Below are 22,513 nucleotides of genomic sequence, written 5' to 3'. Positions count from 1 at the left end.
AACTCCAGCCGAAACTTTCAACCCGTTGCACTTCGGATGTGAATCCACACCCGGGTCAAGCCCTGGGTGACGTAACGAGACGAACTTCGGTTCCACCACCCTAGGCGAAGAAGGCGCGCGCCCGTTTCAGCAACTGATAGGCTTCCACCACCTGCTGCAAGCGCCGTTCGTGGCCCCGGTCGCCGCCGTTGTGATCGGGGTGATACTGCCGCAGCAGCCGGGAATAACGCAGCCGCAGCGTCCGGCGGTCAGTATCCGCACCAAGGCCCATCACTTCGAGCGCGCGCTGTTCGGTGGGCGTGAAGCCGGCTTGCGCCGCCGCCATGCCCTCGCGCCGCAGCCTGGCGTGTGCCCGTGCGCGCGCGCTGATCGCTTCGAGCGGATCGGCGAAATCGGCCCAGCGCGGGGTGCTGTCGATCCCGGCATCGGGGCGAAAGGCGCGGGCCTGCTGCTCCCAGCCATGCAGCGGAGACTGGGCGCGGAAAATCTCGTCCGCGCTCATCCCCTCGAAATAGTCGTAGCCGGCATTGAACTCGCGCACGTGGTCGAGGCAGAACCAGCGGAAGTCTCCCGGCCCGTCCGCCCCGGACGCGCGGCCGCCCGGAGCGCGGTATTCCCCCGCCTCCGCGCAGCCCGGCCAATCGCATGTGCGGCCGCGGGTCTCGTGGCGGCCGTGGAATCTAGTTTGTCTCACCGGCTTCAAGATGGCGGCTGATGCGTCTAAATGGAAGCCATGACCGGACCGATCGAACAGGAAATGCGGCAACTGCTCAGTGCCGCCTTCGCCCCCACCGCGCTGAACATCAGCAACGATTCCGCCAGCCACTCAGGCCACGCCGGCGATGACGGCAGCGGCGAATCGCACTTTACCATCGAGGTGGAGAGCGCCGCCTTCACCGGTGTCTCGCGCGTGCAGCGCCAACGCATGATCAACGCCGCGCTGGGCGACATTCCCGGCCAACGCGTCCACGCCCTCGCCATCCGTGCCCGCGCGCCCGGCGAATAGTTGCCCTTTTCCCCCGGCCAGCCTAAAGGCGCGCCCATGCCACAGCCGCTGACTTTCGCCGTGCCCAAGGGGCGCATCCTTGAAGAGGCCCTGCCCTTGATGGCGCGCGCCGGGGTCGTCCCCGATGCCGAGTTTCATGACAAGAAATCGCGCGCGCTGTCTTTCGCGGTCGAAGGCAGCGACATGCGGCTGATCCGCGTGCGCGCCTTCGATGTCGCCACGTTCGTCGCCCATGGCGCCGCGCAAGTCGGCATCGTCGGCTCGGACGTGGTGGAAGAATTCGCCTATTCAGACCTTTACGCGCCGGTGGACCTTAACATCGGCCATTGCCGGCTATCCGTTGCGGAGCCTGCGGGCGAGGTTCAGGGCGCGCTGCCCTCGCACCTGCGGATCGCCAGCAAGTACCCCAACCTGACCCGCCGCCACTTCGAAAAGCTCGGCATCCAGGCCGAAGTGGTGAAGCTAAACGGGGCGATGGAACTGGCCCCCTCGCTCGGGCTGTCGAGCCGGATCGTCGATCTGGTATCGACCGGCAGGACGCTCAAGGACAACGGCCTGGTCGAAACCAGCCGCATTCTCGATATTTCCGCGCGCCTCATCGTCAACCGCGCCGCGCTCAAGACCGACGAGCGGGTCGCCGCGCTGGTCGATGCCTTCCGCGCGCTGGTGGCCGGCAAGGAAGCCGCCTGATGCTGCGGCTGTCCACCCGCCAGCCGGACTTTGACAAGGCGTTCCGCCGCCTCGTCCGAGACCGGCGCGAAAGTGCCGACGATGTGGCGCGCGATGTCTCACTGATCCTGTCCGACGTGCGCCAGCGCGGCGATGCCGCCCTGCTCGATTACACCCGCAAGTTCGACGGCCACGATCTGGAGACCAGTGGCTGGCGGATCGATGCCGCTGTCTGCCGCGAAGCGTTCGATGCGCTGCAGCCGGACTTGCGCGCGGCGCTTGAACTGGCAGCCCAGCGCATCCGCGCTTACCACGAGGCACAACTGCCGCAGAACCGCGATTACGTGGACGATGCCGGCGTGCGCCTCGGCGCGATCTGGCGCGCGGTCGATGCGGCCGGGCTTTACGTTCCCGGCGGCCGCGCGGCCTATCCCTCCTCGCTGCTGATGAACGCGATTCCCGCAAAGGTCGCCGGGGTCGAACGGCTGGTGGTGATGACGCCGACCCCCAAGGGCGCGATCAACCCGCTGGTGCTGGCCGCCGCGCATCTCGCCGGGGTGGATGAGATCTGGCGGGTCGGCGGTGCGCAAGGCGTCGCCGCGCTCGCCTATGGCACGCAGAAGATCGCTGCCGTCGATGTCATCACCGGCCCCGGCAATGCCTGGGTGGCCGAAGCCAAGCGCCAGCTATACGGCGTCGTCGGCATCGACATGGTCGCCGGGCCGAGCGAGATCCTCGTCATCGCCGATGCGAAGAACGATCCCGAATGGATCGCCGCCGACCTGTTGAGCCAGGCCGAGCACGACCCGTCCTCGCAATCGATCCTCATCACTGACGATCCGGTCTTCGCCGATACCGTCGCTGACCGGGTGCAGGTGGAGATCGCCATGCTGCCCACCGCCCGCACCGCGGACGCAAGCTGGCACAAGCACGGCGTCATCATCGAGGTGGAAAGCCTCGACGAAGCCCCCGCGCTCGCCAACGCGCTGGCCGCCGAGCATGTCGAGATCGCGACGGACAATCCAGAAGCGCTGATGCACGCCATCCGCCATGCCGGATCGGTGTTCCTCGGCCGGATGACACCGGAGGCGGTGGGTGACTATGTTGCCGGCCCCAATCACGTCCTTCCCACCGGCCGACGGGCGCGGTTTTCCTCCGGCCTGTCCGTGCTCGATTTCATGAAGCGCACCAGCTTCATCGAGGTTGGCGAACAGGCGCTCAGGGCCATCGGCCCGGCCGCCATCGCCCTGGCCGACGCTGAAGGCCTGCCCGCGCACGCGCGCTCCATCGAATTGAGGCTTGGCATATGAAACCCCGTGGACAGGCCCGCGCGGCCGCCCGTCTGGCTGCCGTGCAGGCGCTTTACCAGCATGACATGGAGGCCACTCCGGTCGCTTCGCTGCTCGACGAATTCCACCGCCACCGGCTGGGCCAGACGATCGACGACGATCAGTACGCCAAGGCCGAGATCGCTTTCTTCGACGACGTGGTCCAAGGCGTCATCGCCCGCCGCGACGAGATCGACGCGCTGATCTCCGACAAACTCGCGCAAGGCTGGAGCTTGACCCGGCTCGACAAGACGATGCTCCAAATCCTGCGCGCCGGCACCTTCGAACTGCTTGCCCGCGCCGACGTCCCCACCGGGGCGGCGATCAGCGAATACCTCGACGTCGCCCATGCCTTCTTCGATGCGCGCGAAGCCAAGTTCGTCAACGGCGTGCTGGACGCGGTCGGCAAGGCGGTGCGCTGAGTACCCCATCAAGGGGGAGGAAATTTAACTTCACCCTTCCCCCTTGATGGGGGAAGGATAGCGCAGCTTGCTCCGCCAGGAGCTAGCGAAGCTTGGATGGGGGTGAAGATGAAACGCCATGCACCGCCGATCTCCATCCTTTACGCCCGGCAACTGCGCAATAATCCGACCGATGCCGAAATCGCCATGTGGCGAATGCTGCGCCAGCACTTTGCCACGGCCCGATTTCGCCGCCAGGTACCGCTGCGCCATTACATCGTGGACTTCGCAAGCCATCGCCTGCAGCTTGTCATCGAAATCGACGGTGGCCAGCACAACCCCGATATCGACGGAGCCAGAACCCGGCTGATCGAAGCGGAAGGCTATCGCGTCATCCGCTTCTGGAACGCCGAAGTGCTGCAAAACCCGCAAGGTTGCATGGCGCATCTGGCCGGTTTGCTGCAAACACTCTCGCCATGACCACCGAACCCGCCTTCATCGAAGCCTTGCGCGCCCTCGTCCACCACCCGGCGGCGCGCGGGCTGAACGACGATGCGGCGGTGATCGACTTCGGCGGCGAGGCGCTGGTCCTCACGCATGACATGATGGTCGAAGGCGTCCACTGCCTGCCCACTCAGGACCCCGCCGACATCGCGTGGAAACTGGTCGCCACCAACCTGTCCGACCTGGCCGCCAAGGGCGCGGAGCCGGTCGGCGTGCTGCTGGGCCATACGCTGGGTGAAGATGACGCGCGGTTCATCGAAGGGCTGCGCGAGGTGCTGGATACCTACAACGTCCCCCTGCTTGGCGGTGACACGGTGCGATCGGGCGGCGGCGCGCGGTGCTGGGGGCTGACCGCGCTGGGCCGCGCCACCCATCGCCCGGTCCCGTCGCGCAGCGGGGCGCAGGCGGGTGACGCGCTCTACCTCACCGGCCCGGTCGGCGCAGCGATGCTCGGCTTCGAAGCACTGCGCGACGGTACGCCCGAACCTTCCGCCGCGTACCGCCGCCCGCTGCCGCGCCTTGCCGAAGGCCGGGCGCTCGCCCCGCTGGTAACCGCGATGATGGACGTGTCGGATGGGCTGCTGCTCGACGCCTCGCGCCTGGCGAAAGCCAGCGGCGTGACGCTGGCGATAGAAAGCGCACTGGTGCCGGTCGCGGATCCCGTCCGCCGGGCCGAAACGATGCGCTGGGGCGATGATTACGAACTCCTGTTCACCGCCCCCGCGGCCATGGCGCTGCCGGTGGCGGCGTGGCGGATCGGCGCGGTGGCACCCGCCGGTACCAGCGCGATCACGGTCGATGGATCAGAGCCCGAACAGGACAGTCCGCTGGGCTACCAGCACTAGGCGGCAGGGACGAATTCAGCACTGACTGGAACGGCCGACATTGCTGGGAAGTGGTCAATGCCCGGTCCACCCCACGTAACAGTCTTGGTCGATCAATCCGACAAGCGTTCGACCGTCTGCCCCCTTGAAACTAACCTTCGCCACGTAGCCGGTGGGGTCTTCAGCCAACTCGGCAACGTCGGAGGCGAAATTTTGTTGATAAGGACGGGAAGAACGACTTAGCATTTCGCGCTTTTGTTGTCGCGCCAACTTCACCGCATCCGAATTTGACAGGTCCTTGCAGGCCGTTGATGAGATGCTCGGCGAGCATGCTGACCCCATCCATGCAAAAGTGATGATAAGTATGGTCCGAGCGGATGTCACGGCGCTACCATGGCGCACTCGGTCGGCGTCTGCAATTGGGCGCAAGCAGCCTTTCGTACTTTACTACCACCCCTGTACCTCCCGCGTAGCGGCGTAGAGCCTTCGGTCCATCCCCCCGACCTTCCGGGAGAATATGCGGCGAAACCGGACGTTCGAATTGTCCACGCCGCCTGGGGCGGTCAGGCCAGCAAAAAGAAAACGGGTTCACGCGGAGACGCGAAGGCGCAAAGATGTTAAGCTTGCCCACCGTCGCTGTCCTTTTCGGCGGCGCGTTTGCCCCGGCGTTGAACAGCGAGAAAGCCTGCGGCGCTGCGCAACACCTCTGCGCCTTCGCGTCTCCGCGTGAACCATCTCCTTCTCCGGGCCGCCTGGACACAAATGCCGCGCGCGACGGCCGCCTATCACCCTCGTCCAGCTTAACACTTTCCTACATCCGGCACCTGCGGCATAATCCGCAACGGCACCCGTGCGCCCTGCTCTTTCCCATTGTCAGAAGGCCACACGTTTCTCGGCATCGCCAAGTGTAACTTTCGCTTTTTCCCATCAAGCAACTGATTCAAAAATGAAAATCGGCTTTTCCGAAAGTTACACGGTGTAACCTTTGTAAACTTCGCGAGCGAAGAAAGGGAACCTGCGCCTTCGCTCCCCTTGTCGTCATCCCCGCGAATGCGGGGACCCATCTGACGTCCGGGCCAAAGGCATGCTTAGGAGATGGGTTCCCGCTTTCGCGGGAATGACGAAACTAGGCTTGGGCCCTCGGAGCGAAGGCTTGCTGGCGCACTGCCCCAAGGCACCACCCAACAACGCACCACCCCGCACAAATCCGGGATAACCGGCTTGCCAGCTTTCCGGCTTGTCTATAGCCCTTGCACCTTCGAGCGGGGAAAACCCGCCGAAAAACAAAAAGACACAGTTTGGGAAAGGGGCATTCGCGTGAACTTAGTCACGATTGCAATTGTCCTGGGATTGCTGGCCGTCGTTTACGGCTTCATCACCAGTCGCCAGGTCCTCGGCTCTCCCGCCGGGAATGAGAAGATGCAGGAAATTGCCGCAGCCATCCAGGAAGGCGCCCAAGCCTACCTCAAGCGGCAATACACCACCATCGCCATCGTCGGCGTCGTCGTCGCCATCATCATCGCCGCCACTCTTGGCGGCGTTTCTGCAACCGGCTTCGGCATCGGCGCGATCCTGTCGGGCGTGGCGGGCTTCATCGGCATGAACATCTCGGTGCGTTCGAACGTGCGCACCGCCGCTGCCGCGCAGACCGGGCTGCAACAGGGCCTGACCCTGGCGTTCCGGGCGGGCGCGATCACCGGCATGCTGGTGGCGGGGCTGGCCCTGCTCGCGATCGCGGTGTTCTACTGGTACCTGACGGGACCGGCCGGCCACACCGTGGGCGGCGCGGACCGCACCGTGGTCCAGGGGCTGACCGCGCTGGCGTTCGGCGCTTCGCTGATCTCGATCTTCGCGCGTCTGGGCGGCGGCATCTTCACCAAGGCCGCCGACGTCGGTGCCGACCTGGTCGGCAAGGTGGAAGCCGGCATTCCCGAGGATGATCCCCGCAATCCCGCCGTGATCGCCGACAACGTGGGCGACAATGTGGGCGACTGCGCCGGCATGGCCGCCGACCTGTTCGAGACCTATGTCGTCACCGTCGGTGCCACCATGGTGCTGACCGCGCTGCTGCTCAGCGGTTCGCCGATGCTGGCGCAACTGATGGCGCTGCCGCTGCTGATCGGCGGCGTGTGTATCGTCACCTCGATCATCGGCACCTATTTCGTCAAGCTCGGCTCGTCGAACAACATCATGGGCGCCATGTACAAGGGCTTCCTGGTCACAGCGGTCCTTTCGGTCCCGGCGATCTGGTGGGCAATCTCCCATGCGCTGGGCGACATGGAAACCGCCATCACCGTGGGCGACAAGGTGTTTTCGGGGCGCATCCTGTTCTATTGCGCCCTGCTGGGCCTCGTCATCACCGGGCTGATCATCTGGATCACCGAGTACTATACCGGAACCAACTATCGCCCGGTCCGCTCGATCGCCAAGGCCAGCGTCACCGGCCACGGCACGAACGTGATCCAGGGTCTGGCCATCAGCATGGAAGCCACCGCGCTGCCGACGTTGGTGATTGTCGCCGGGATCATCGGTGCCTTCCAGCTCGCCGGGCTGCTGGGCATCGCCTATGCCGCCACCGCGATGCTGGCACTGGCCGGGATGGTCGTGGCGCTCGATGCTTACGGGCCGGTGACCGACAATGCCGGCGGCATCGCCGAAATGGCGGGGCTGGACGACAGTGTCCGGGAAAAGACCGATGCGCTCGACGCGGTGGGCAACACCACCAAGGCGGTGACCAAGGGCTATGCCATCGGTTCGGCCGGCCTTGCCGCGCTGGTCCTGTTCGCGGCCTATACGACTGACCTCAGGGAGTTCTTCCCGGATCTGAACGTCGATTTCAGCCTGGAGAACCCCTACGTCATCGTCGGCCTGCTGCTGGGGGCACTGCTGCCCTATCTGTTCGGTTCGATGGGAATGACCGCCGTGGGCCGTGCCGCCGGCGACGTGGTCGTCGACGTGCGCGACCAGTTCCGCGAGAAGCCGGGTATCATGACCTACGAGCAGAAGCCGGATTACGCCCGCACGGTCGATCTGGTGACCAAGGCAGCGATCAAGGAGATGATCATCCCCTCGCTGCTGCCGGTGCTGGCCCCGATCGCGGTCTATTACATCATCGCCCAGGTGGCGGGCCGCGCCAACGGCTTCGCCGCGCTCGGCGCGCTGCTGCTGGGGGTCATTGTCGGCGGGCTGTTCGTCGCCCTGTCGATGACCTCGGGCGGCGGTGCCTGGGACAATGCCAAGAAGTACATCGAAGACGGCCACCACGGCGGCAAGGGCTCTGACGCCCACAAGGCCGCGGTGACCGGCGACACGGTGGGCGATCCCTACAAGGACACCGCCGGTCCCGCCGTCAATCCGATGATCAAGATCACCAACATCGTCGCCCTGCTGCTGCTGGCAGCCATGGCGGCGGGCTGATCGCACCACCAGCGACAGCTTGAAAACTGGCCCCGCCCGGATCTCTCCGGGCGGGGTTTTTCTTGGCCGCGACGCCCCGCAACCGCCGCGCCCGGCCGCAAGTATCGTTAGCGTTTCGTTGACCCTCGCCCGGTAAAACCGCACTTCGACCGGGGTTTTCCCGCCAGCGGAATTGCACGTCAGTGGCCAGCAGGTATCAGGACGCGAACGCGCGCAGCGACGGCTATGCCGACGCCGTGGACTTGCGCATTCCCGCCCACACCCTGACCTGCCTGCCGTGGCGCGCGCTTGAAGGCCGCATCGCCGAATGGGACCGGCTGGCGCTGGACGCGAGCGAGCCCAACCCGTTCTTCGAAAGCTGGTACCTGCTGCCATCGCTGCTTAACCTGCCCGCCACCGATGCGGTGCAGGTGCTGTGCTTCGAGGAGGACGGCAGGCTGGCCGGGTTGATGCCGATCACCCGCTCGCCGCGCTACTATCGCTGGCCGGTGCCGAACCTGTCGAGCTGGGTCCATGACAACTGCTTTTGCGGCGTGCCGCTGGTGGCGCGCGGTGCGGAAGTGGCGTTCTGGCTGGCGCTGCTGCGCTGGGCGGACGCCAACCCCGGCTCCAGCCTGTTCCTCCACATGCGCGGCATCACGGAAAACGGCCCGCTCCACACCGCGCTGACCGCGATCCTGGAGGCCGATGGCCGCCCCAGCGGCATCGTCCATCACGAAGCGCGGGCAATGCTGGCTTCGGAGCTGGGCCCCGATGCCTATCTGGAAGCGGCGATGTCGGGCAAGAAGCGCAAGGAATTGCGCCGCCAGACCAACCGGCTGGCCGAACGCGGGCTGCTGCGGTTCGAGCGCCGCCACGACACCGCCGATATCGGGCCGTGGGCGGACCAGTTCCTGGCGCTAGAACGCTCGGGCTGGAAGGGCCAGGCCGGCTCGGCCATGGCCTGCGATCCCGGCACCGCCGCCCTGCTGCGTCAGGCGCTGGACGGCGCGGCGGCGCGCGGGCGGCTCGAACGGCTGACCCTGTCGCTCGACGACCGGCCGATCGCGATGCTCGCCACCTTCCTGACGCCGCCGGGTGCCTATTCGTTCAAGACCGCCTTCGACGAGGAATTCGCCGCCTATTCCCCCGGCGTGCTGCTCCAGCGCGAAAACCTGGTTGTCCTCGACCGGCCGGACATCGCCTGGACCGACAGTTGCGCCAGCGCCGATCACCCGATGATCGAACGCATCTGGCGCGAGAAGCGCGGCATCGTCCGCCTGTCGATCGCGATCGGCGGCCCGGTGCGCCGCGCGGCCTTCCAGCATCTCCTGCGCGCGGAACGCTCGCGCGTGACTGTGGAGCCCGCTTCATGACCATCCACGCACCGCTCATCCCGGCTACCCACCCGACCTTCCCGGCGGAAGCCCGGACCACCTTCGCCGCCAGCTATCCCGAGGTGCCGCACAAGCTCACGCACGCGCTCGGCCATCACCCGCTGATGGAGCTGGACGCGCTCGCCACGCTCGCCGAAGCGCTGCCGGCCAGCTCGATCGAATACAACGCCAGCGACCAGCCGATCGGCATCACCGGCAAACCCGAAGGCACCGGCATCCCGATCGGCCGCACCATCCGCGAAATCGCCACCACGCGGTCCTGGGCGGCGCTCAAGAATATCGAGCAACACCCCGCCTATGCCGCGCTGCTCGCCGATCTGCTGGAAGAACTGCGCCCGGTGATCGAGGCGCGGACCGGGGCGATGCTCAAGACCCAGGGGTTCATCTTCGTCACCTCGGCGGGTGGCGTCACGCCGTACCATTTCGATCCCGAGCACAATATCCTGCTGCAGGTGCGAGGGTCGAAGGTGATGACCCAGTTCCCCGCCGGCGACGCGCGTTACGCCCCCGATCAGGTGCACGAAACCTATCACACCGGCGGCGGCCGCGAACTCGTCTGGCGCGATGAACTGCTGGCGGGCGGGACCGAATTTCCCCTCTGCGCGGGCGAGGCGCTCTATGTCCCGGTCATGGCCCCGCATTTCGTGCGCAACGGGCCCGAGCCATCGGTGTCGCTGTCGATCACCTGGCGCTCGGAGTGGAGCTTCGCCGAGGCTGACGCGCGCGCGTTCAACGGGCTGCTGCGGCGGATCGGCCTGAACCCCTCGCCACCGGAACGCTGGCCCGGCCGCAATGGCACGAAGGCGCTGGGCTGGCGGATCGCGCGAAAGCTGGGCGTCGTCGGGTAATTGCCGGGACTTACCCTACAGCTTTCCATCGTCATTGCGAACCTGCGAAGCGGGTGAAGCAATCCAGAGCCGTTTAAACCGCCCTGGATTGCCGCGCGACCTGCGGTCGCTCGCAAAGACGAAGCGGAGCGGCAAACCAAGCATACGGAGCTTGGTACAAAGTCCAGAATCTCACTGGCCTTGCGTGATTTTGTTCTATATATGTTCCCGCCATGGCGGCGATCAAAGGCAGAGGTGCGTCGAGCGCTGATGTGAGCGAGCGGTTCAATCTTCCGCAACGCGCGGCGGATGGTGACTGGCTGGACGAAGCCGAAGCGATCGACGGCCCGCGGCGCCCGCCCGCCACCACGGTAACCGAGGAACACCCCCGCTCCATCCTCAGCTTCAACCGCTCGCCCGACATTCCCTTTGACCGTTCGATCAACGCCTATCGCGGCTGTGAGCATGGGTGCATCTATTGCTACGCCCGGCCCAGCCATGCCTTTCACGACCTTTCCCCCGGCCTCGATTTCGAGACGCGGCTGTTCGCGAAACCCGCTGCGGCGCAGTTGCTGCGCGATACGCTGGCAAAGCCCGGCTACCGCCCTGCCCCGATCGCGATGGGGACGAACACCGATCCCTATCAGCCGATAGAGGCACGCTATCGCATCACCCGGGCGGTGCTGGAGCTGTGCCTGGAAGTCAGCCACCCGGTAACGATCACCACCAAGTCCGACCGGGTGCTGCGCGATCTCGATCTGCTGGAGCAACTGGCCGCGCGCAACCTTGTCATGGTCGGCATTTCAGTAACCAGCCTCGACCCCGTGCTGTCACGCAAGCTGGAACCCCGCGCCGCCTCGCCGGACAAGCGCATCGCCGCGCTGGGCCGGCTGGTCGCCGCCGGGGTGCCTTCGCACGTGTCGATCGCGCCGATCATCCCGGCGATCACCGATGCCGATCTGGAGTGCATCCTTGCCCGATCTGCCGATGTCCGCGTGCGCGCCGCGACGTGGATCATGGTCCGCCTGCCGCACGAAGTCGCGCCGCTGTTCCGCGCCTGGCTAGAAACCCACTTTCCCGATCGCGCCGGCAAGGTGATGGCGACGATCCAGTCCATCCGCGAAGGGCGGGACAACGATCCGCGCTTTTTCCATCGCATGAAGCCCACCGGCGTCTGGGCCGATCTGATCCGCCGCCGCTTCACCGTGGCCGCACGGCGGCACGGGATCGGCAGCCCGGCCGCGCGCCTTGATTGTACTGCATTCCGGCCGCCGGCGCGCGATGGCCAGTTGGACCTATTCTGATACAAAAAACGACACTTCGGAAACATCCGCTGGCGTGGCGGGTTCTGCCTTCAACGCGAACGCCCCAAGGAGCAAATCCATGGCAGAAGAAACCGTGACCACCAGTCCCAACCCCAGCCACACCACGATCATCCGCGAAGGCGGATCGGGCAGCGGCATGGGCATCGTCATCGCTATCATCCTGCTCGTCGCGGTGATCGGCGGGTTCTACCTGTTCAGCCAGAATTCCAGCAGCGAAGCGGCCAAGGACGACGCGGTTGCCCAGGCTGCCGACAGCGTCAGCAGCGCTGCCAACAAGGTCGGCAACGCTGCCGAAGACGCCGCTTCGAAGGCCGATCCGGCCAACTGATCCGAGCTTCATGCGAGAAGCCCCGGCGCATCTTTGGATGCTCCGGGGCTTTTTCGTGCGTGTGTCTGCGGCTCAGCAGCGCAAGCTTACGCCCGCGAATAACCCTCAGCGTTCGCCGCCGGGCTTCTTGTTCTTCCACGGCTTCTTGTGCGCGGGACCGGGGCGACCTTCGTGTCCGTGGCCGGGGCCGGCGCGCTTCTTGAAGGGCTTGGGGGCATGGGGGCCGCCGTGGTTCTCGCGGCGGCGCTGGTGGCCGGGCTCTTCGCGGGGCTTGCCTTCCATCGGCTGGATATCGACGCCGTCCTCATCCCCCTCGGCGGTGCGGCGTACCGCATCAACGAAGCGCGCGGCGAGCGCGCTGGGCACTTCGAACAGGGTCTCGTGCTGGCCGATGCGAATCGCGCCGATCTCGCCACGCCCCACGTGGCCGCGACGGCACAACAGCGGCAGGATCCAGCGCGGATCGGCGTTCTGGCGGCGGCCGATGTTGAGGCGGAACCAGCGGGTGTCCTCGAACCCGGCGCGCGGCCCGCGCGGTGCCGGTGCTTCGTTGCCAAGCAGGTCTTCAGGCTCGGGGAGGCGCGCGCGATGGACCTGGACCAGCGCGGCGGCGATCTCCTCGACGCTGCGCTGTTCGATCAGGCGGCGGGCGATCTCCTGATCCAGTTCGCTGAATTCGACCGGCGCGAGCAGGGCGGCGAGCAGCCGTTCGCTATCCGCCTCGCGGATGTCCTGCGCCGAAGGCGGCGCGATCCATTCGGCCGTCACGCGCGCGTCGCGCAGCATCGATTCGACGCGGCGGCGGCGGGGATACGGGACGATCAGGACGGCGGTACCCTTGCGCCCGGCGCGGCCGGTGCGGCCCGAACGGTGCTGCAGCGTTTCGCCGTCGCGCGGGATCTCCACATGGACGACCAGACTGAGGCTGGGCAGATCGATGCCGCGCGCAGCCACGTCGGTGGCGACACACACGCGTGCGCGCTGGTCGCGCAGGGCCTGAAGCGCGTGGTTGCGTTCGTTCTGGCTATGCTCGCCCGACAGCGCGACGGCGGCAAAGCCGCGCTCGATCAGGCTGGCGTGAAGCCGGCGCACCGCCTCGCGGGTGGCGCAGAACAGCATCGCCGTTTCGGCTTCGTGGAAGCGCAGGAGGTTGACCACCGCATGCTCGATATCGGCCGGGGCGACCGCCATGGCCTGATAACTGATATCGCCATGGCCGCGATCATGGGTGACGGTCGAGATATGCAGCGCATCGCGCTGGTAACGCCGCGCCAGCGCCGCGATCGGCGTCGGCATCGTCGCCGAGAACAGCAGCGTGCGACGTTCGGGTGCAGTCGCGTCGAGGATTTCCTCAAGGTCTTCGCGAAAGCCCATGTCGAGCATTTCGTCGGCCTCATCGAGGACCACCACGCGCAGCGCCGACAGGTCGAGCGCGCCGCGTTCGAGGTGATCGCGCAGGCGGCCCGGCGTGCCGACGACGATATCGACGCCCATGCCCAGCGCCCGCCGCTCGCGGCCGGGGTCCATGCCGCCGACGCAGGTCGCAAGGCGGGCCCCGGCGCTCTGGTAAAGCCATTCCAGTTCGCGGCTGACCTGCAGCGCCAGTTCGCGCGTCGGCGCGATCACCAGCGCGACCGGCAGGCGGCCCGAAATCAGTCGGCCGTCCTCGCCCAGCAGTTCGCCGGCCATGGCAAGGCCGAACGCCACGGTCTTGCCCGATCCCGTCTGGGCCGAGACGATCAGGTCGCGCCCATGCGCCTGCGCCTCCAGAACGGCGGCCTGAATCGGCGTTGGCGCGTCGTAACCGCGCTGCGAGAGGGCTTGGGCAAGGACCGGGGGAAGATTGGAAAAAGGCATAAAACTCGCAACACCGAATGGCACCGGCACGCCATCGCGTTCGGCACAAGGAAGGGCTCAGGAAGCCGGAAGCGCCATCCAACAGGCAGGAGCGACTCTCCCTGCCATCGCGGCGCGCAGGCGGGCCTATACATGGCTTGATACGATTTGGCTTGCGCTTTTGCACCGCAGCGAAAACGGGCGACTTACCTCAAGACTCGCTTTGCAACCCTGTCGCGACTAAGGGGGCGCGAACGAGTCCCGCCGCACAGGATCACGCCGCCTTGCGTATTGCCATCGCTTCCGACCACGCCGCCGTCGACCTCAAGGCCGACTTGCGCGAGTACCTTATCGAACTGGGCCACGAAGTCGCCGATCTCGGCCCGGAAACGGCTGACCGGGTGGACTATCCCGACTATGGCTACAAGCTCGCCTCGGTCGTCGCAGACGGCACCGCCCAGTATGGGGTGGCGCTGTGCGGATCGGGGATCGGCATCTCGATTGCGGTCAACCGCAACCCGGCATGCCGCGCCGCGCTGGTGTCCGAGCCGCTCTCGGCCGCACTTGCGCGCGAGCACAACAATGCCAATGTGATCGCGATGGGGGCCAGGCTCACCGGCATCGACATGGCCAAGGCCTGCATTGATGCGTTCCTTGGCAACGAATTCGGCGGCGGCCGCCACGGCCCGCGCGTCGACAAGCTTTCCAATCCCGCGTTCTGATCGAAAAGGCCCGGACGACCATGACCACCGAAACCCTCATCCGCTCCCCCGGCTTCTTCACCGACACGATCGCGCAGAGCGATCCCGCCGTCGCCAAGGCGATCGGCAAGGAATTGAGCCGCGAGCGCAAGCAGATCGAGCTGATCGCGTCGGAGAACATCGTCTCGCGCGCCGTTCTGGAAGCGCAAGGCTCGGTGCTGACCAACAAGTATGCCGAAGGGTATCCCGGCAAGCGCTATTACCAGGGCTGCGAGCCTTCGGACGAGGTTGAAACGCTGGCGATCGAACGCGCCAAGCAGTTGTTCGACTGCGGCTTCGCCAACGTCCAGCCGCATTCCGGGGCGCAGGCCAACGGCGCGGTGCTGCTGGCCACGGTCAAGCCGGGCGATACCGTGATGGGCATGAGCCTCGACGCCGGCGGCCACCTGACGCACGGCGCGCGCGCTGCGCTTTCGGGCAAGTGGTTCAATGCCGTCCAGTATGGCGTGACGCCTGACAGCCACCTCATCGATTACGATCAGGTCGAGGCGCTGGCACGCGAGCACAACCCCAAGCTGATCATCGCCGGCGGCTCCGCCTATCCGCGCGTGATCGATTTCAAGCGCATGCGCGAAATCGCCGATGCCGTGGGCGCGCTGTTCCAGGTCGATATGGCCCACTTCGCCGGGCTCGTCGCCGCCGGCGAGCACCCCTCGCCGTTCCCGCACGCCCACATCGCCACCACCACCACGCACAAGACGCTGCGCGGTCCGCGTGGCGGCATGATCCTGACGAACGACGAGGCGCTGGCCAAGAAGATCAACTCGGCGGTGTTCCCCGGCCTTCAGGGCGGCCCGCTGATGCACGTGATCGCCGGCAAGGCCGTGGCTTTCGGCGAAGCGCTGCGCCCCGAGTTCAAGGACTATGCCAGGAAGGTGATCGAAAACGCCAAGGTGCTGGCGGACACCCTCAAGGAACGCGGCGCGGCGATCGTTTCGGGCGGGACCGACACCCATCTGGCGCTGATCGACCTGTCGCCGCTGGGCATCACCGGCAAGGACGCTGACGAAGCGCTGGAGCGTGCCGGCATCACCTGCAACAAGAACGGCATCCCGTTCGATCCGCTGCCGCCGATGAAGACCAGCGGCATCCGTGTGGGCAGCCCGGCGGGCACCACGCGCGGCTTCGGCGCCGAGGAGTTCCGCGAGATCGGCCACCTCGTCGCTGACGTGCTGGACGGCCTCAAGCGTTGTGGCGAGGCGGGTGACGCACAGGTGGAGCAGAACGTGCGCGCGCGCGTTGAAGCGCTGTGCGATCGCTTCCCGATCTACGAGGGCTGACCCGCACCCGGACCAACCCCGCCTATAAGGACCTCCGCCATGGCCGACCGCAAGAAGCCCCAGGGCTCTGACTTCATCTACGATGCCCGCCACGAACTGGCCGGCATGCTGGAAGAAGGCCTGTCCCACCCCTCCACCAAGCCGGTCCTGGCTTATGGAGCGCTGGGCGCGGTCGCGGCGGTGGTGCTGCCGTTCGTCGGCGTCCCGCTTGGTTTTGCGGCGGGGGCCGGATACAAGTTCTACAAGCGCCTGCGCCCCGATTGAAAGTCCCCGCCTGAATGCGCTGTCCGTTTTGCGCCCACGACGATTCCCAGGTCAAGGACAGCCGCCCGACCGAGGATAACACCGCGATCCGTCGTCGTCGGCAGTGCTCCAACTGCGGCGCGCGGTTCACCACGTTCGAACGGGTGCAACTGCGCGAGATCATGGTGGTCAAGAGCGACGACGGCCGGGAGCCGTTCAACCGCTCCAAGATCGAGCAATCGGTGGTGCTTGCCTGCCGCAAGCGCGGGATCGACCGGGAACGGATCGACCAGCTCGTTTCGGGTGTGCAGCGGCAGGTGGAGATTTCCGGCGAAAGCGAGATACCCTCGCTGGTGATCGGCGAAATGGTGATGGAGGGGCTGCGGCAGCTCGATTCGGTCGCCTACATCCGCTTCGCCTCGGTCTATCGGGATTTTTCGGAGGCGCGGGACTTCGAGGAATTCGCCGGCACCGTGCGCGAAGTGGGTCAGGAGGCTCCGGGTGACTGAGCCCGCCCTGCCCCGTGCCCCCGTCATCGTGCTGGTGCGCCCGCAACTGGGCGAGAACATCGGCAAGGCGGCGCGCGCCATGCTGAACTTCGGGCTGGTCGAGTTGCGGCTGGTCACCCCGCGTGACGGCTGGCCCAATCCGAGCGCGGGCCCGGCAGCCGCCGGGGCCGACATCGTGCTGGAACGCGCGCAAGTGTTCCCGACGCTGGCCGAAGCGGTGGCGGACTGCGCCCATGTCTATGCCACCACCGTGCGCAAGCGCGGCGTCACCAAACCGGTGGTCACCCCCGAACAGGCGGCACGCGAAGTGCACGCGGCGGTCGGCCGCTGCGCCTATGTGTTCGGCCCCGAACGTGCCGGGCTGGAGACCGAGGACGTGGCGCTGGCCCGCGCCATCCTGACCGTGCCGATCAACCCCGAATTCGCTTCGCTCAACCTGGCGCAGGCGGTGGTCCTGTGCGCCTATGAATGGTCAAAAGGCGCAAGCCTTGCCCAGCCGACGGCCGAAGAGCTGCTGCCGCCCGCATCGCAGGAAGAACTCGAAGGCCTGATCGGCCACTTCGAAACCGCCCTGACGCCGCGCAACTACTTCTGGCCCGAAGCGCGCGCCGAAACGAACCGGCTGACGCTGCGCAACCTGCTGACCAAGCCGGGCTGGAACCACCTGGAAGTCCGCACCCTGCGCGGCGTGCTGTCCACGCTGGAGAAGCGGCGGCCGACTGGTGAGTGAGGGCGCGCGGCGCAGGGCCCACCCCGCTGCGGCCAAAGCCTGCGGCCTAAGCGTCGCTGCCCCTCCCGTAAACGGGCGTGGATATTCCCGTTCGCCCCCCCGTTCACGGGAGGGCCGGCAGGCTTGGTGATTTATCACCTGGCCGGACGGGGTGGGCCAGAACGGCGAGTAGAAAAGAGATTCACGCAAAGGCGCAAAGGCGCAAAGGCGCAAAGGCACAAAGGCACAAAGGCACAAAGGTGTCCTGTCTGCCGCAGCGCGGCTATCCTTTTCAGCGGCGCGTTTCCCTCACCGTCGGAACAGGAAGGAAGGCTGCGCCCTCCCGCAACACCTCTGCGCCTTCGCGCCTCCGCGTGAACCACCCTTTTTCTTTCATCGGGCGGTCTCGCCGGGCGTACCCCGCTTCGACCAACCTGCTGCGCACGTAAATCTCGCTGCCCCCCGCAGGTTTGGCGGCTTGCCGCCGGGCCGGAAGGGGTGGGCGTCGGCGGCATCTGCCGCATAAACCTTGACTCTCCCGCCCTGCCCGCTAAGGGCCACCGCTTCACGGGACGCCTGCCCCCCAGCGCATGGGGCGACAGGTCGTTTTCCTTCGGCCCCGCACTTCCGGTGAAGCGGCGGCCGCGTCCGGCATTCTGGTCGGGTGGTGCGCTCCGGAAAAACCATGGAGCATCTGCCGATGGGGCGGGTGCCGAGCAGAAGACGAAGGACGACTTATGTCGAAGCGCAAAAGCGCCAAGTACAAACTTGATCGCCGCATGGGCGAGAATATCTGGGGCCGCCCGAAGAGCTCGGTCAACCGCCGCAGCTACGGCCCCGGCCAGCACGGCCAGCGCCGCAAGAGCAAGATCTCGGACTTCGGTCTGCAGCTCCGCGCCAAGCAGAAGCTCAAGGGCTACTACGGCGACGTGACCGAGAAGCAGTTCAAGGCCACTTACCAGGAAGCCGCCCGCATGAAGGGCGATACCGGCCAGAACCTGATCGGCCTGCTCGAACAGCGCCTCGACATGGTGGTCTATCGCGCCAAGTTCGCGCCGACCATCTTTGCCGCTCGCCAGATCGTCTCGCACGGCCACATTCGCGTCAACGGCGTGAAGTGCAACATCGCCAGCCGCCGCATCAAGCTGGGCGACGTCATCAGCCTGGGCAACAAGGCCAAGGAAATGGCCCTGATCGCCGAAGCGCAAGCCCTGCCCGAGCGTGAAGTCCCCGACTACGTCGCTCAGGACGGCACTGACAAGGTGACCTTCGTGCGCGTCCCGACGCTCGACGAGGTGCCCTATCCGGTGAAGATGGAACCGAACCTGGTCGTCGAGTTCTACTCGCGCTGATCGGTCTTTCCTTCGGATTGCGAAGTTTCAGGGCGGTGCCGCAAGGTGCCGCCCTTCTTCGTTGCGGCCGGCCTCTCGCTTCGTCGCAAAAACCGTTTGCAATGCGATGGTTAGGGGAACCGAGCGGCCCATGCCGGCATTATCGCCGTGCCATGACACGCTACCGTTTCGTAACCCCCCACCGCACCGGAAAATGGTACCCCGATCTCAGGACGGCGATGCGCCAGGCCTGCACTATCGGGGCCGGTTTTCTGGAAGAACGCACCGGCCGCTTCGTCGCCTACGCCCACACACGGCTTGAAAAGATGCTGATCGATTCGGCACCGGAACCGATGGCGGTTTAGAGCCGAGCGGATCAAATCCGGATCACTTCCCGTTCGTGTCGAACGGAACTTGTGGTGCTTCGAGGTCAACCGGGCCGTTCCCGCCTCAGCGCTTTCCTACACCGGCCACCTGCGGCATAATCCGCAAAGGTGCCCCTGCGCCCTGCTCTTTCCCATCGTCAGAAGGCGACACTTCTCGCCATTCCCGAAAGTGTAACCTTCGTGAGATTTTCCTCACAACACATTGATGTTAATATATAAATTTACAGATCCGAAAGTTACAAGGTGTAACCTTTGTCACCTTCGCAAACGAGGAAAACGGGTTCACGCGGAGCCGCGAAGGCGCAAAGGTGTCCTGCTTGCCGCACCTCGGCTATCCTGTTCGGCAGCGCGTTTCCCTCACCGTTGAAACAGGGAGAAAGGCTGCGCCCTCCCGCAACACCTCTGCGCCTTCGCGCGAACCATCTTTTTTCTTTCTTCGGGCGGTCACGCCGGGCCCACCCCGCTGCGACTGGCGGGCAAGCTCGCAAGTCTCGCTGACAAGTCTGCGGCCGCCTGCGCACCGTACCCCCGCCGCTCACTTACCCGGCGGCAACTGCTCTTTCACCCAGGCCCACAAGGCGGACACTTCCGCCGCCGCCTTGCCCTCAGGCTCGCTTTCGGCCGCCACTTCACCGGCCCCCGATGCCTTGTGGAACGCGGCGCGTTCACCGAAATGGATCGGGCACACGGCAAGGCCGAGGTTCTCCACCTGCTCGGCAGTTTCGGCCAGCATCCGGGTCGCGCGCGAAGGTACGGCGTTCAACACCACGAAGGCGGGCTTCCTGGCGTAAGCCACCAGTTGCGCCGTAGCCTCCAGCGAATGGAGGTCGAACGCCCGCGCCCGGGTGGGGATCAGGATCAGATCGGCGGCGCGGACAGCCTCGCGCGAGGCGAGATCGCCGTGCGGCGGGGTATCGAGGACGATCACTTCGGTCCCGTCGCGGGTGGCCTTGCCGATCGCGCTGATCAGCCGCACCGGCGGGCAGGTGATGACTTCCGGCAGGAAATCGCCGCGCCAGTCACCCCAGGCGGCAGCCGTGGCCTGGGGGTCCATATCGATCACGCAGGACTTCGAACCGGCATAGGCTGCGCAAGTGGCAAGGTGGGTCGCCATGGTGGTCTTGCCCGAGCCACCCTTCTGGCTGACGATGGCGATGGTCGGCATGGCTGGGCACCTTTGCGAAAACGAATCGCGCAGCAATGCTGCACTTGCGAAATTCGCCTGTCGCAGGCTGAAAGTCCACCCGCAAGCGCCCGTCGTGCGGCTGCCCCGCTACCGGGCCAGATAGTCGCGGCGGAAATCGGCGGCGAAAGCGGCGAAGCGCTGGCCGGCGATGGCATCGCGCATGCCTTGCATGAGCTGCTGGTAGAACGACAGGTTGTGCTCGGTCAGCAGCATCGCGCCCAGCATTTCGCCGGACCGGATCAGGTGGTGCAGGTATGCCCGCGAATAGGTGGCGCAGACCGGGCAGGTGCAGCGGGCGTGCAGCGGCGCGCTATCCTCGGCATGGCGGGCGTTGCGCAAGTTGAGCGGGCCGGACCAGGTGAACGCCTGCCCGTTACGGCCCGAACGGGTGGGCAGCACGCAATCGAACATGTCGACCCCGCGCTCCACCGCGCCGACCAGATCGTCGGGCTTGCCCACGCCCATCAGGTAGCGCGGGCGATCGGGCGGCAGTTGGCCGGGTGCGAATTCGAGCGTGGCGAACATCGCTTCCTGCCCCTCGCCCACCGCCAGCCCGCCGATGGCATAGCCGTCGAAACCGATATCACGCAGGGCATCGGCGCTTTCCTGCCGCAGGCCCTCGTCCAGCGCGCCCTGCTGGATGCCGAACAGCGCCGCGTTTTCGGCATGATCGCCACCCGCATCGAAACCGTCGCGGCTGCGCCGGGCCCAGCGCATCGACATCGCCATGGATCGGGCGATCTTGTCGCGCGGCTGATCGATCTTGGGGCATTCGTCAAAGGCCATAACGATATCAGACCCCAGCAGCCGCTGGATCTCCATGGAGCGTTCGGGCGTCAGCAGGTGCCGCGAGCCATCGAGGTGGCTGGCGAAGGTCACGCCTTCTTCCGTGATCTTGCGCAAGTCCGACAGGCTCATCACCTGATAGCCGCCGCTGTCGGTCAGGATCGGGCGGTCCCAGTTCATGAACTTGTGCAGGCCACCCAGCCGCGCCACTCGTTCCGCACCGGGCCGCAGCATCAGATGGTAGGTATTGCCGAGGATAATGTCCGCACCGGTCTGGCGCACCGTCTCGGGCTTCATGGCCTTGACCGTGGCGGCGGTGCCGACCGGCATGAACGCGGGCGTGCGGATATCGCCGCGCCGCATCCGGATCGTGCCGGTGCGGGCCTTGCCATCGGTGGCGTGGAGCGTGAACTGGAAGCGCGGGTTCATCCGCCCGCCGTTAGCCGGACTAGAACCCGTAGACCAGAGAGAAGCGCGAAATCGTATCGGTCTTGAGCGCGCCTGCGGGCGGCGAGGTCTCATGCTCGATGGCGTAGGACAGCCGGGCCTTGAGACCACGCGCCATCCCTGCTTCCAGTCCGGTCAGCGAGGTGAAGGTGTTGTTGTCGGATCCGACATAGGCCGAAGCGTCCTGCGTGATCTTGAGCGTCGGGCTGACGATCCAGTCAAAATCGAGCGCGCCAAGCGCCGACCACGTCGTCTCGTCAGCCTGGTTGACGTAATTGGTGCGCCGCACCGCTGGGCCCGCCTCGATCGACAGCGTCACCCGCTTGCGGGCGATCGCCCGGTAGCCGAAGCCGCCGGAAAGCGTGGAGCGCCCGTTATAACCCTGGATACGGTCCTTTTCGAACTGCGCGCGGGCATAGGTGAAGATGCCATCGCCCAGTGTGTAGCGGGGCTGATAAGCAGCGAAATACTGCTCGCGGGTGATCGTGTCGCGGTCTTTCTGGTAATCCGCCCTGAGTTCGACGGTATGCTCCCAGTCGATGCCCTTGCGTTCCAGCTTGATCGCCCCGGTGAAACCGAAGTTGTCGGTATTGCCAGTGCCGCGAAAGGCTCCCAGCTCGATCTGGCCCTTCCACAGCTCCAGCACCCCGGAACTGCGGATACGCTCCTTGTCAGCCTTGCTGCGCGCGGCCAGAAGCTGCGCACTACGATCGAGATAGGCGCGGTGCATCGCCCGGATCTCGTCCTTGTCATAGGGATTGGTCTGAACCGCGAGGTTGACCACAGTCTCGACCGCCTTGGTATCCTCGGTCTTCATGATCGCCTTCAGCATATCGCGCACCGGCTCGGCCAGCACCGGCGGGCGGGCGGCGACGACCAGCAACGGTGGCGGATAAGGCGGCAGATCGAGGACCACCGCCGGCACGGCAACCACTGCGGCCGGCTCTTGCGCCGGCGCGGGCAAGGGCGCGATGATTGCGCCGAGGGCACAGGTGAAGACCGGAACGCTGCGATGCACCATAGCCGGGGCGTAC

23 protein-coding genes are annotated in these 22,513 nt (G+C 66.1%); 18 read left to right on the top strand and 5 right to left on the bottom strand.

Features of this window, described 5'->3' with window-relative positions; genetic code table 11:
• Positions 1 to 100: 100 nt before the first annotated feature.
• Positions 101 to 694 carry a DnaJ domain-containing protein gene (locus IE122_RS13955; protein WP_189621783.1) on the bottom strand — a complete coding sequence of 198 codons (594 nt, stop codon included), beginning with the start codon at positions 692 to 694 and terminating at the stop codon, positions 101 to 103.
• A 39-nt stretch (positions 695 to 733) separates the two neighbouring features.
• Here IE122_RS13955 and IE122_RS13950 point away from each other — a divergent pair, with 39 nt between their 5' ends.
• The 11 genes from IE122_RS13950 to IE122_RS13900 all read left to right on the top strand — a co-directional run bounded on the left by IE122_RS13950 (position 734) and on the right by IE122_RS13900 (position 12,005).
• A complete protein-coding gene (locus tag IE122_RS13950) occupies positions 734 to 1,006 on the top strand; it encodes a BolA family protein (RefSeq protein ID WP_189621782.1) in 273 nt (90 codons plus the stop codon).
• Between the two features lie 36 nt (positions 1,007 to 1,042).
• On the top strand, positions 1,043 to 1,696 hold the full coding sequence (hisG, locus tag IE122_RS13945; RefSeq protein WP_189621781.1) for an ATP phosphoribosyltransferase: 654 nt from the start codon (positions 1,043 to 1,045) through the stop codon (positions 1,694 to 1,696).
• The gene (gene hisD, locus IE122_RS13940; protein WP_189621780.1) at positions 1,696 to 2,985 is read left to right on the top strand and encodes a histidinol dehydrogenase; all 1,290 of its coding nucleotides are present in this window, start codon (positions 1,696 to 1,698) and stop codon (positions 2,983 to 2,985) included. The genes hisG and hisD overlap by 1 nt, the downstream gene beginning before the upstream one ends.
• On the top strand, positions 2,982 to 3,425 hold the full coding sequence (gene nusB / locus IE122_RS13935; RefSeq protein ID WP_189621779.1) for a transcription antitermination factor NusB: 444 nt from the start codon (positions 2,982 to 2,984) through the stop codon (positions 3,423 to 3,425). Before hisD ends, nusB begins: the two co-directional genes overlap by 4 nt.
• Before the next feature lie 108 nt (positions 3,426 to 3,533).
• A complete protein-coding gene (locus tag IE122_RS13930; protein ID WP_189621778.1) occupies positions 3,534 to 3,884 on the top strand; it encodes an endonuclease domain-containing protein in 351 nt (116 codons plus the stop codon).
• Positions 3,881 to 4,753, top strand: coding sequence for a thiamine-phosphate kinase (thiL, locus tag IE122_RS13925; protein WP_189621777.1), 873 nt, complete (start codon positions 3,881 to 3,883; stop codon positions 4,751 to 4,753). The genes IE122_RS13930 and thiL overlap by 4 nt, the downstream gene beginning before the upstream one ends.
• A gap of 1,296 nt (positions 4,754 to 6,049) precedes the next feature.
• Positions 6,050 to 8,149: a sodium-translocating pyrophosphatase gene (locus tag IE122_RS13920; RefSeq protein WP_189621776.1), complete on the top strand. Its 2,100-nt coding sequence runs from the start codon at positions 6,050 to 6,052 to the stop codon at positions 8,147 to 8,149.
• A gap of 182 nt (positions 8,150 to 8,331) precedes the next feature.
• Positions 8,332 to 9,504 carry a GNAT family N-acetyltransferase gene (locus tag IE122_RS13915; protein WP_189621775.1) on the top strand — a complete coding sequence of 391 codons (1,173 nt, stop codon included), beginning with the start codon at positions 8,332 to 8,334 and terminating at the stop codon, positions 9,502 to 9,504.
• Positions 9,501 to 10,373 carry a cupin domain-containing protein gene (locus tag IE122_RS13910; RefSeq protein WP_189621774.1) on the top strand — a complete coding sequence of 291 codons (873 nt, stop codon included), beginning with the start codon at positions 9,501 to 9,503 and terminating at the stop codon, positions 10,371 to 10,373. Before IE122_RS13915 ends, IE122_RS13910 begins: the two co-directional genes overlap by 4 nt.
• A 212-nt stretch (positions 10,374 to 10,585) precedes the next feature.
• The gene (locus IE122_RS13905) at positions 10,586 to 11,656 is read left to right on the top strand and encodes a PA0069 family radical SAM protein (protein ID WP_189621773.1); all 1,071 of its coding nucleotides are present in this window, start codon (positions 10,586 to 10,588) and stop codon (positions 11,654 to 11,656) included.
• Between the two features lie 79 nt (positions 11,657 to 11,735).
• Positions 11,736 to 12,005 (top strand): flagellar basal body-associated FliL family protein, encoded by a 270-nt coding sequence (locus tag IE122_RS13900; RefSeq protein ID WP_189621772.1) that lies wholly within the window; start codon positions 11,736 to 11,738, stop codon positions 12,003 to 12,005.
• Between the two features lie 105 nt (positions 12,006 to 12,110).
• Here IE122_RS13900 and IE122_RS13895 read toward each other — a convergent pair whose 3' ends face one another.
• Entirely contained in the window at positions 12,111 to 13,862 is a 1,752-nt protein-coding gene (locus IE122_RS13895; protein ID WP_189621771.1) for a DEAD/DEAH box helicase, read from the bottom strand.
• 263 nt (positions 13,863 to 14,125) lie between these two features.
• Between IE122_RS13895 and rpiB the strand changes: the two genes are divergently transcribed.
• From rpiB to IE122_RS13860, 7 genes are all read left to right on the top strand, one after another.
• Positions 14,126 to 14,563 carry a ribose 5-phosphate isomerase B gene (gene rpiB / locus IE122_RS13890; RefSeq protein ID WP_189621770.1) on the top strand — a complete coding sequence of 146 codons (438 nt, stop codon included), beginning with the start codon at positions 14,126 to 14,128 and terminating at the stop codon, positions 14,561 to 14,563.
• Positions 14,564 to 14,583: 20 nt separating this feature from the next.
• Positions 14,584 to 15,882, top strand: coding sequence for a serine hydroxymethyltransferase (glyA, locus tag IE122_RS13885; protein ID WP_189621769.1), 1,299 nt, complete (start codon positions 14,584 to 14,586; stop codon positions 15,880 to 15,882).
• Positions 15,883 to 15,921: 39 nt separating this feature from the next.
• On the top strand, positions 15,922 to 16,146 hold the full coding sequence (locus tag IE122_RS13880; RefSeq protein ID WP_189621768.1) for a hypothetical protein: 225 nt from the start codon (positions 15,922 to 15,924) through the stop codon (positions 16,144 to 16,146).
• Between the two features lie 14 nt (positions 16,147 to 16,160).
• Positions 16,161 to 16,634, top strand: a complete 474-nt coding sequence (gene nrdR, locus IE122_RS13875; protein ID WP_189621767.1) for a transcriptional regulator NrdR — start codon at positions 16,161 to 16,163, stop codon at positions 16,632 to 16,634.
• Positions 16,627 to 17,364: an RNA methyltransferase gene (locus IE122_RS13870; protein ID WP_189621766.1), complete on the top strand. Its 738-nt coding sequence runs from the start codon at positions 16,627 to 16,629 to the stop codon at positions 17,362 to 17,364. The genes nrdR and IE122_RS13870 overlap by 8 nt, the downstream gene beginning before the upstream one ends.
• A gap of 716 nt (positions 17,365 to 18,080) precedes the next feature.
• On the top strand, positions 18,081 to 18,695 hold the full coding sequence (rpsD, locus tag IE122_RS13865) for a 30S ribosomal protein S4 (protein WP_189621765.1): 615 nt from the start codon (positions 18,081 to 18,083) through the stop codon (positions 18,693 to 18,695).
• A 152-nt stretch (positions 18,696 to 18,847) separates the two neighbouring features.
• The gene (locus IE122_RS13860) at positions 18,848 to 19,039 is read left to right on the top strand and encodes a hypothetical protein (RefSeq protein ID WP_189621764.1); all 192 of its coding nucleotides are present in this window, start codon (positions 18,848 to 18,850) and stop codon (positions 19,037 to 19,039) included.
• A gap of 556 nt (positions 19,040 to 19,595) precedes the next feature.
• Here IE122_RS13860 and IE122_RS13855 read toward each other — a convergent pair.
• The 3 genes from IE122_RS13855 to IE122_RS13845 all read right to left on the bottom strand — a co-directional run bounded on the left by IE122_RS13855 (position 19,596) and on the right by IE122_RS13845 (position 22,500).
• On the bottom strand, positions 19,596 to 20,225 hold the full coding sequence (locus IE122_RS13855; RefSeq protein ID WP_189621763.1) for an AAA family ATPase: 630 nt from the start codon (positions 20,223 to 20,225) through the stop codon (positions 19,596 to 19,598).
• A 108-nt stretch (positions 20,226 to 20,333) separates the two neighbouring features.
• Entirely contained in the window at positions 20,334 to 21,461 is a 1,128-nt protein-coding gene (gene tgt, locus IE122_RS13850; RefSeq protein WP_189621762.1) for a tRNA guanosine(34) transglycosylase Tgt, read from the bottom strand.
• A 19-nt stretch (positions 21,462 to 21,480) separates the two neighbouring features.
• Positions 21,481 to 22,500 (bottom strand): DUF481 domain-containing protein, encoded by a 1,020-nt coding sequence (locus tag IE122_RS13845; protein ID WP_189621761.1) that lies wholly within the window; start codon positions 22,498 to 22,500, stop codon positions 21,481 to 21,483.
• Between the last annotated feature and the right edge of the window lie 13 nt (positions 22,501 to 22,513).

The organism is Novosphingobium colocasiae (assembly GCF_014652555.1).
Taxonomy (GTDB): domain Bacteria; phylum Pseudomonadota; class Alphaproteobacteria; order Sphingomonadales; family Sphingomonadaceae; genus Novosphingobium; species Novosphingobium colocasiae.
This window is presented reverse-complemented; position numbering and strand designations above follow the sequence as displayed.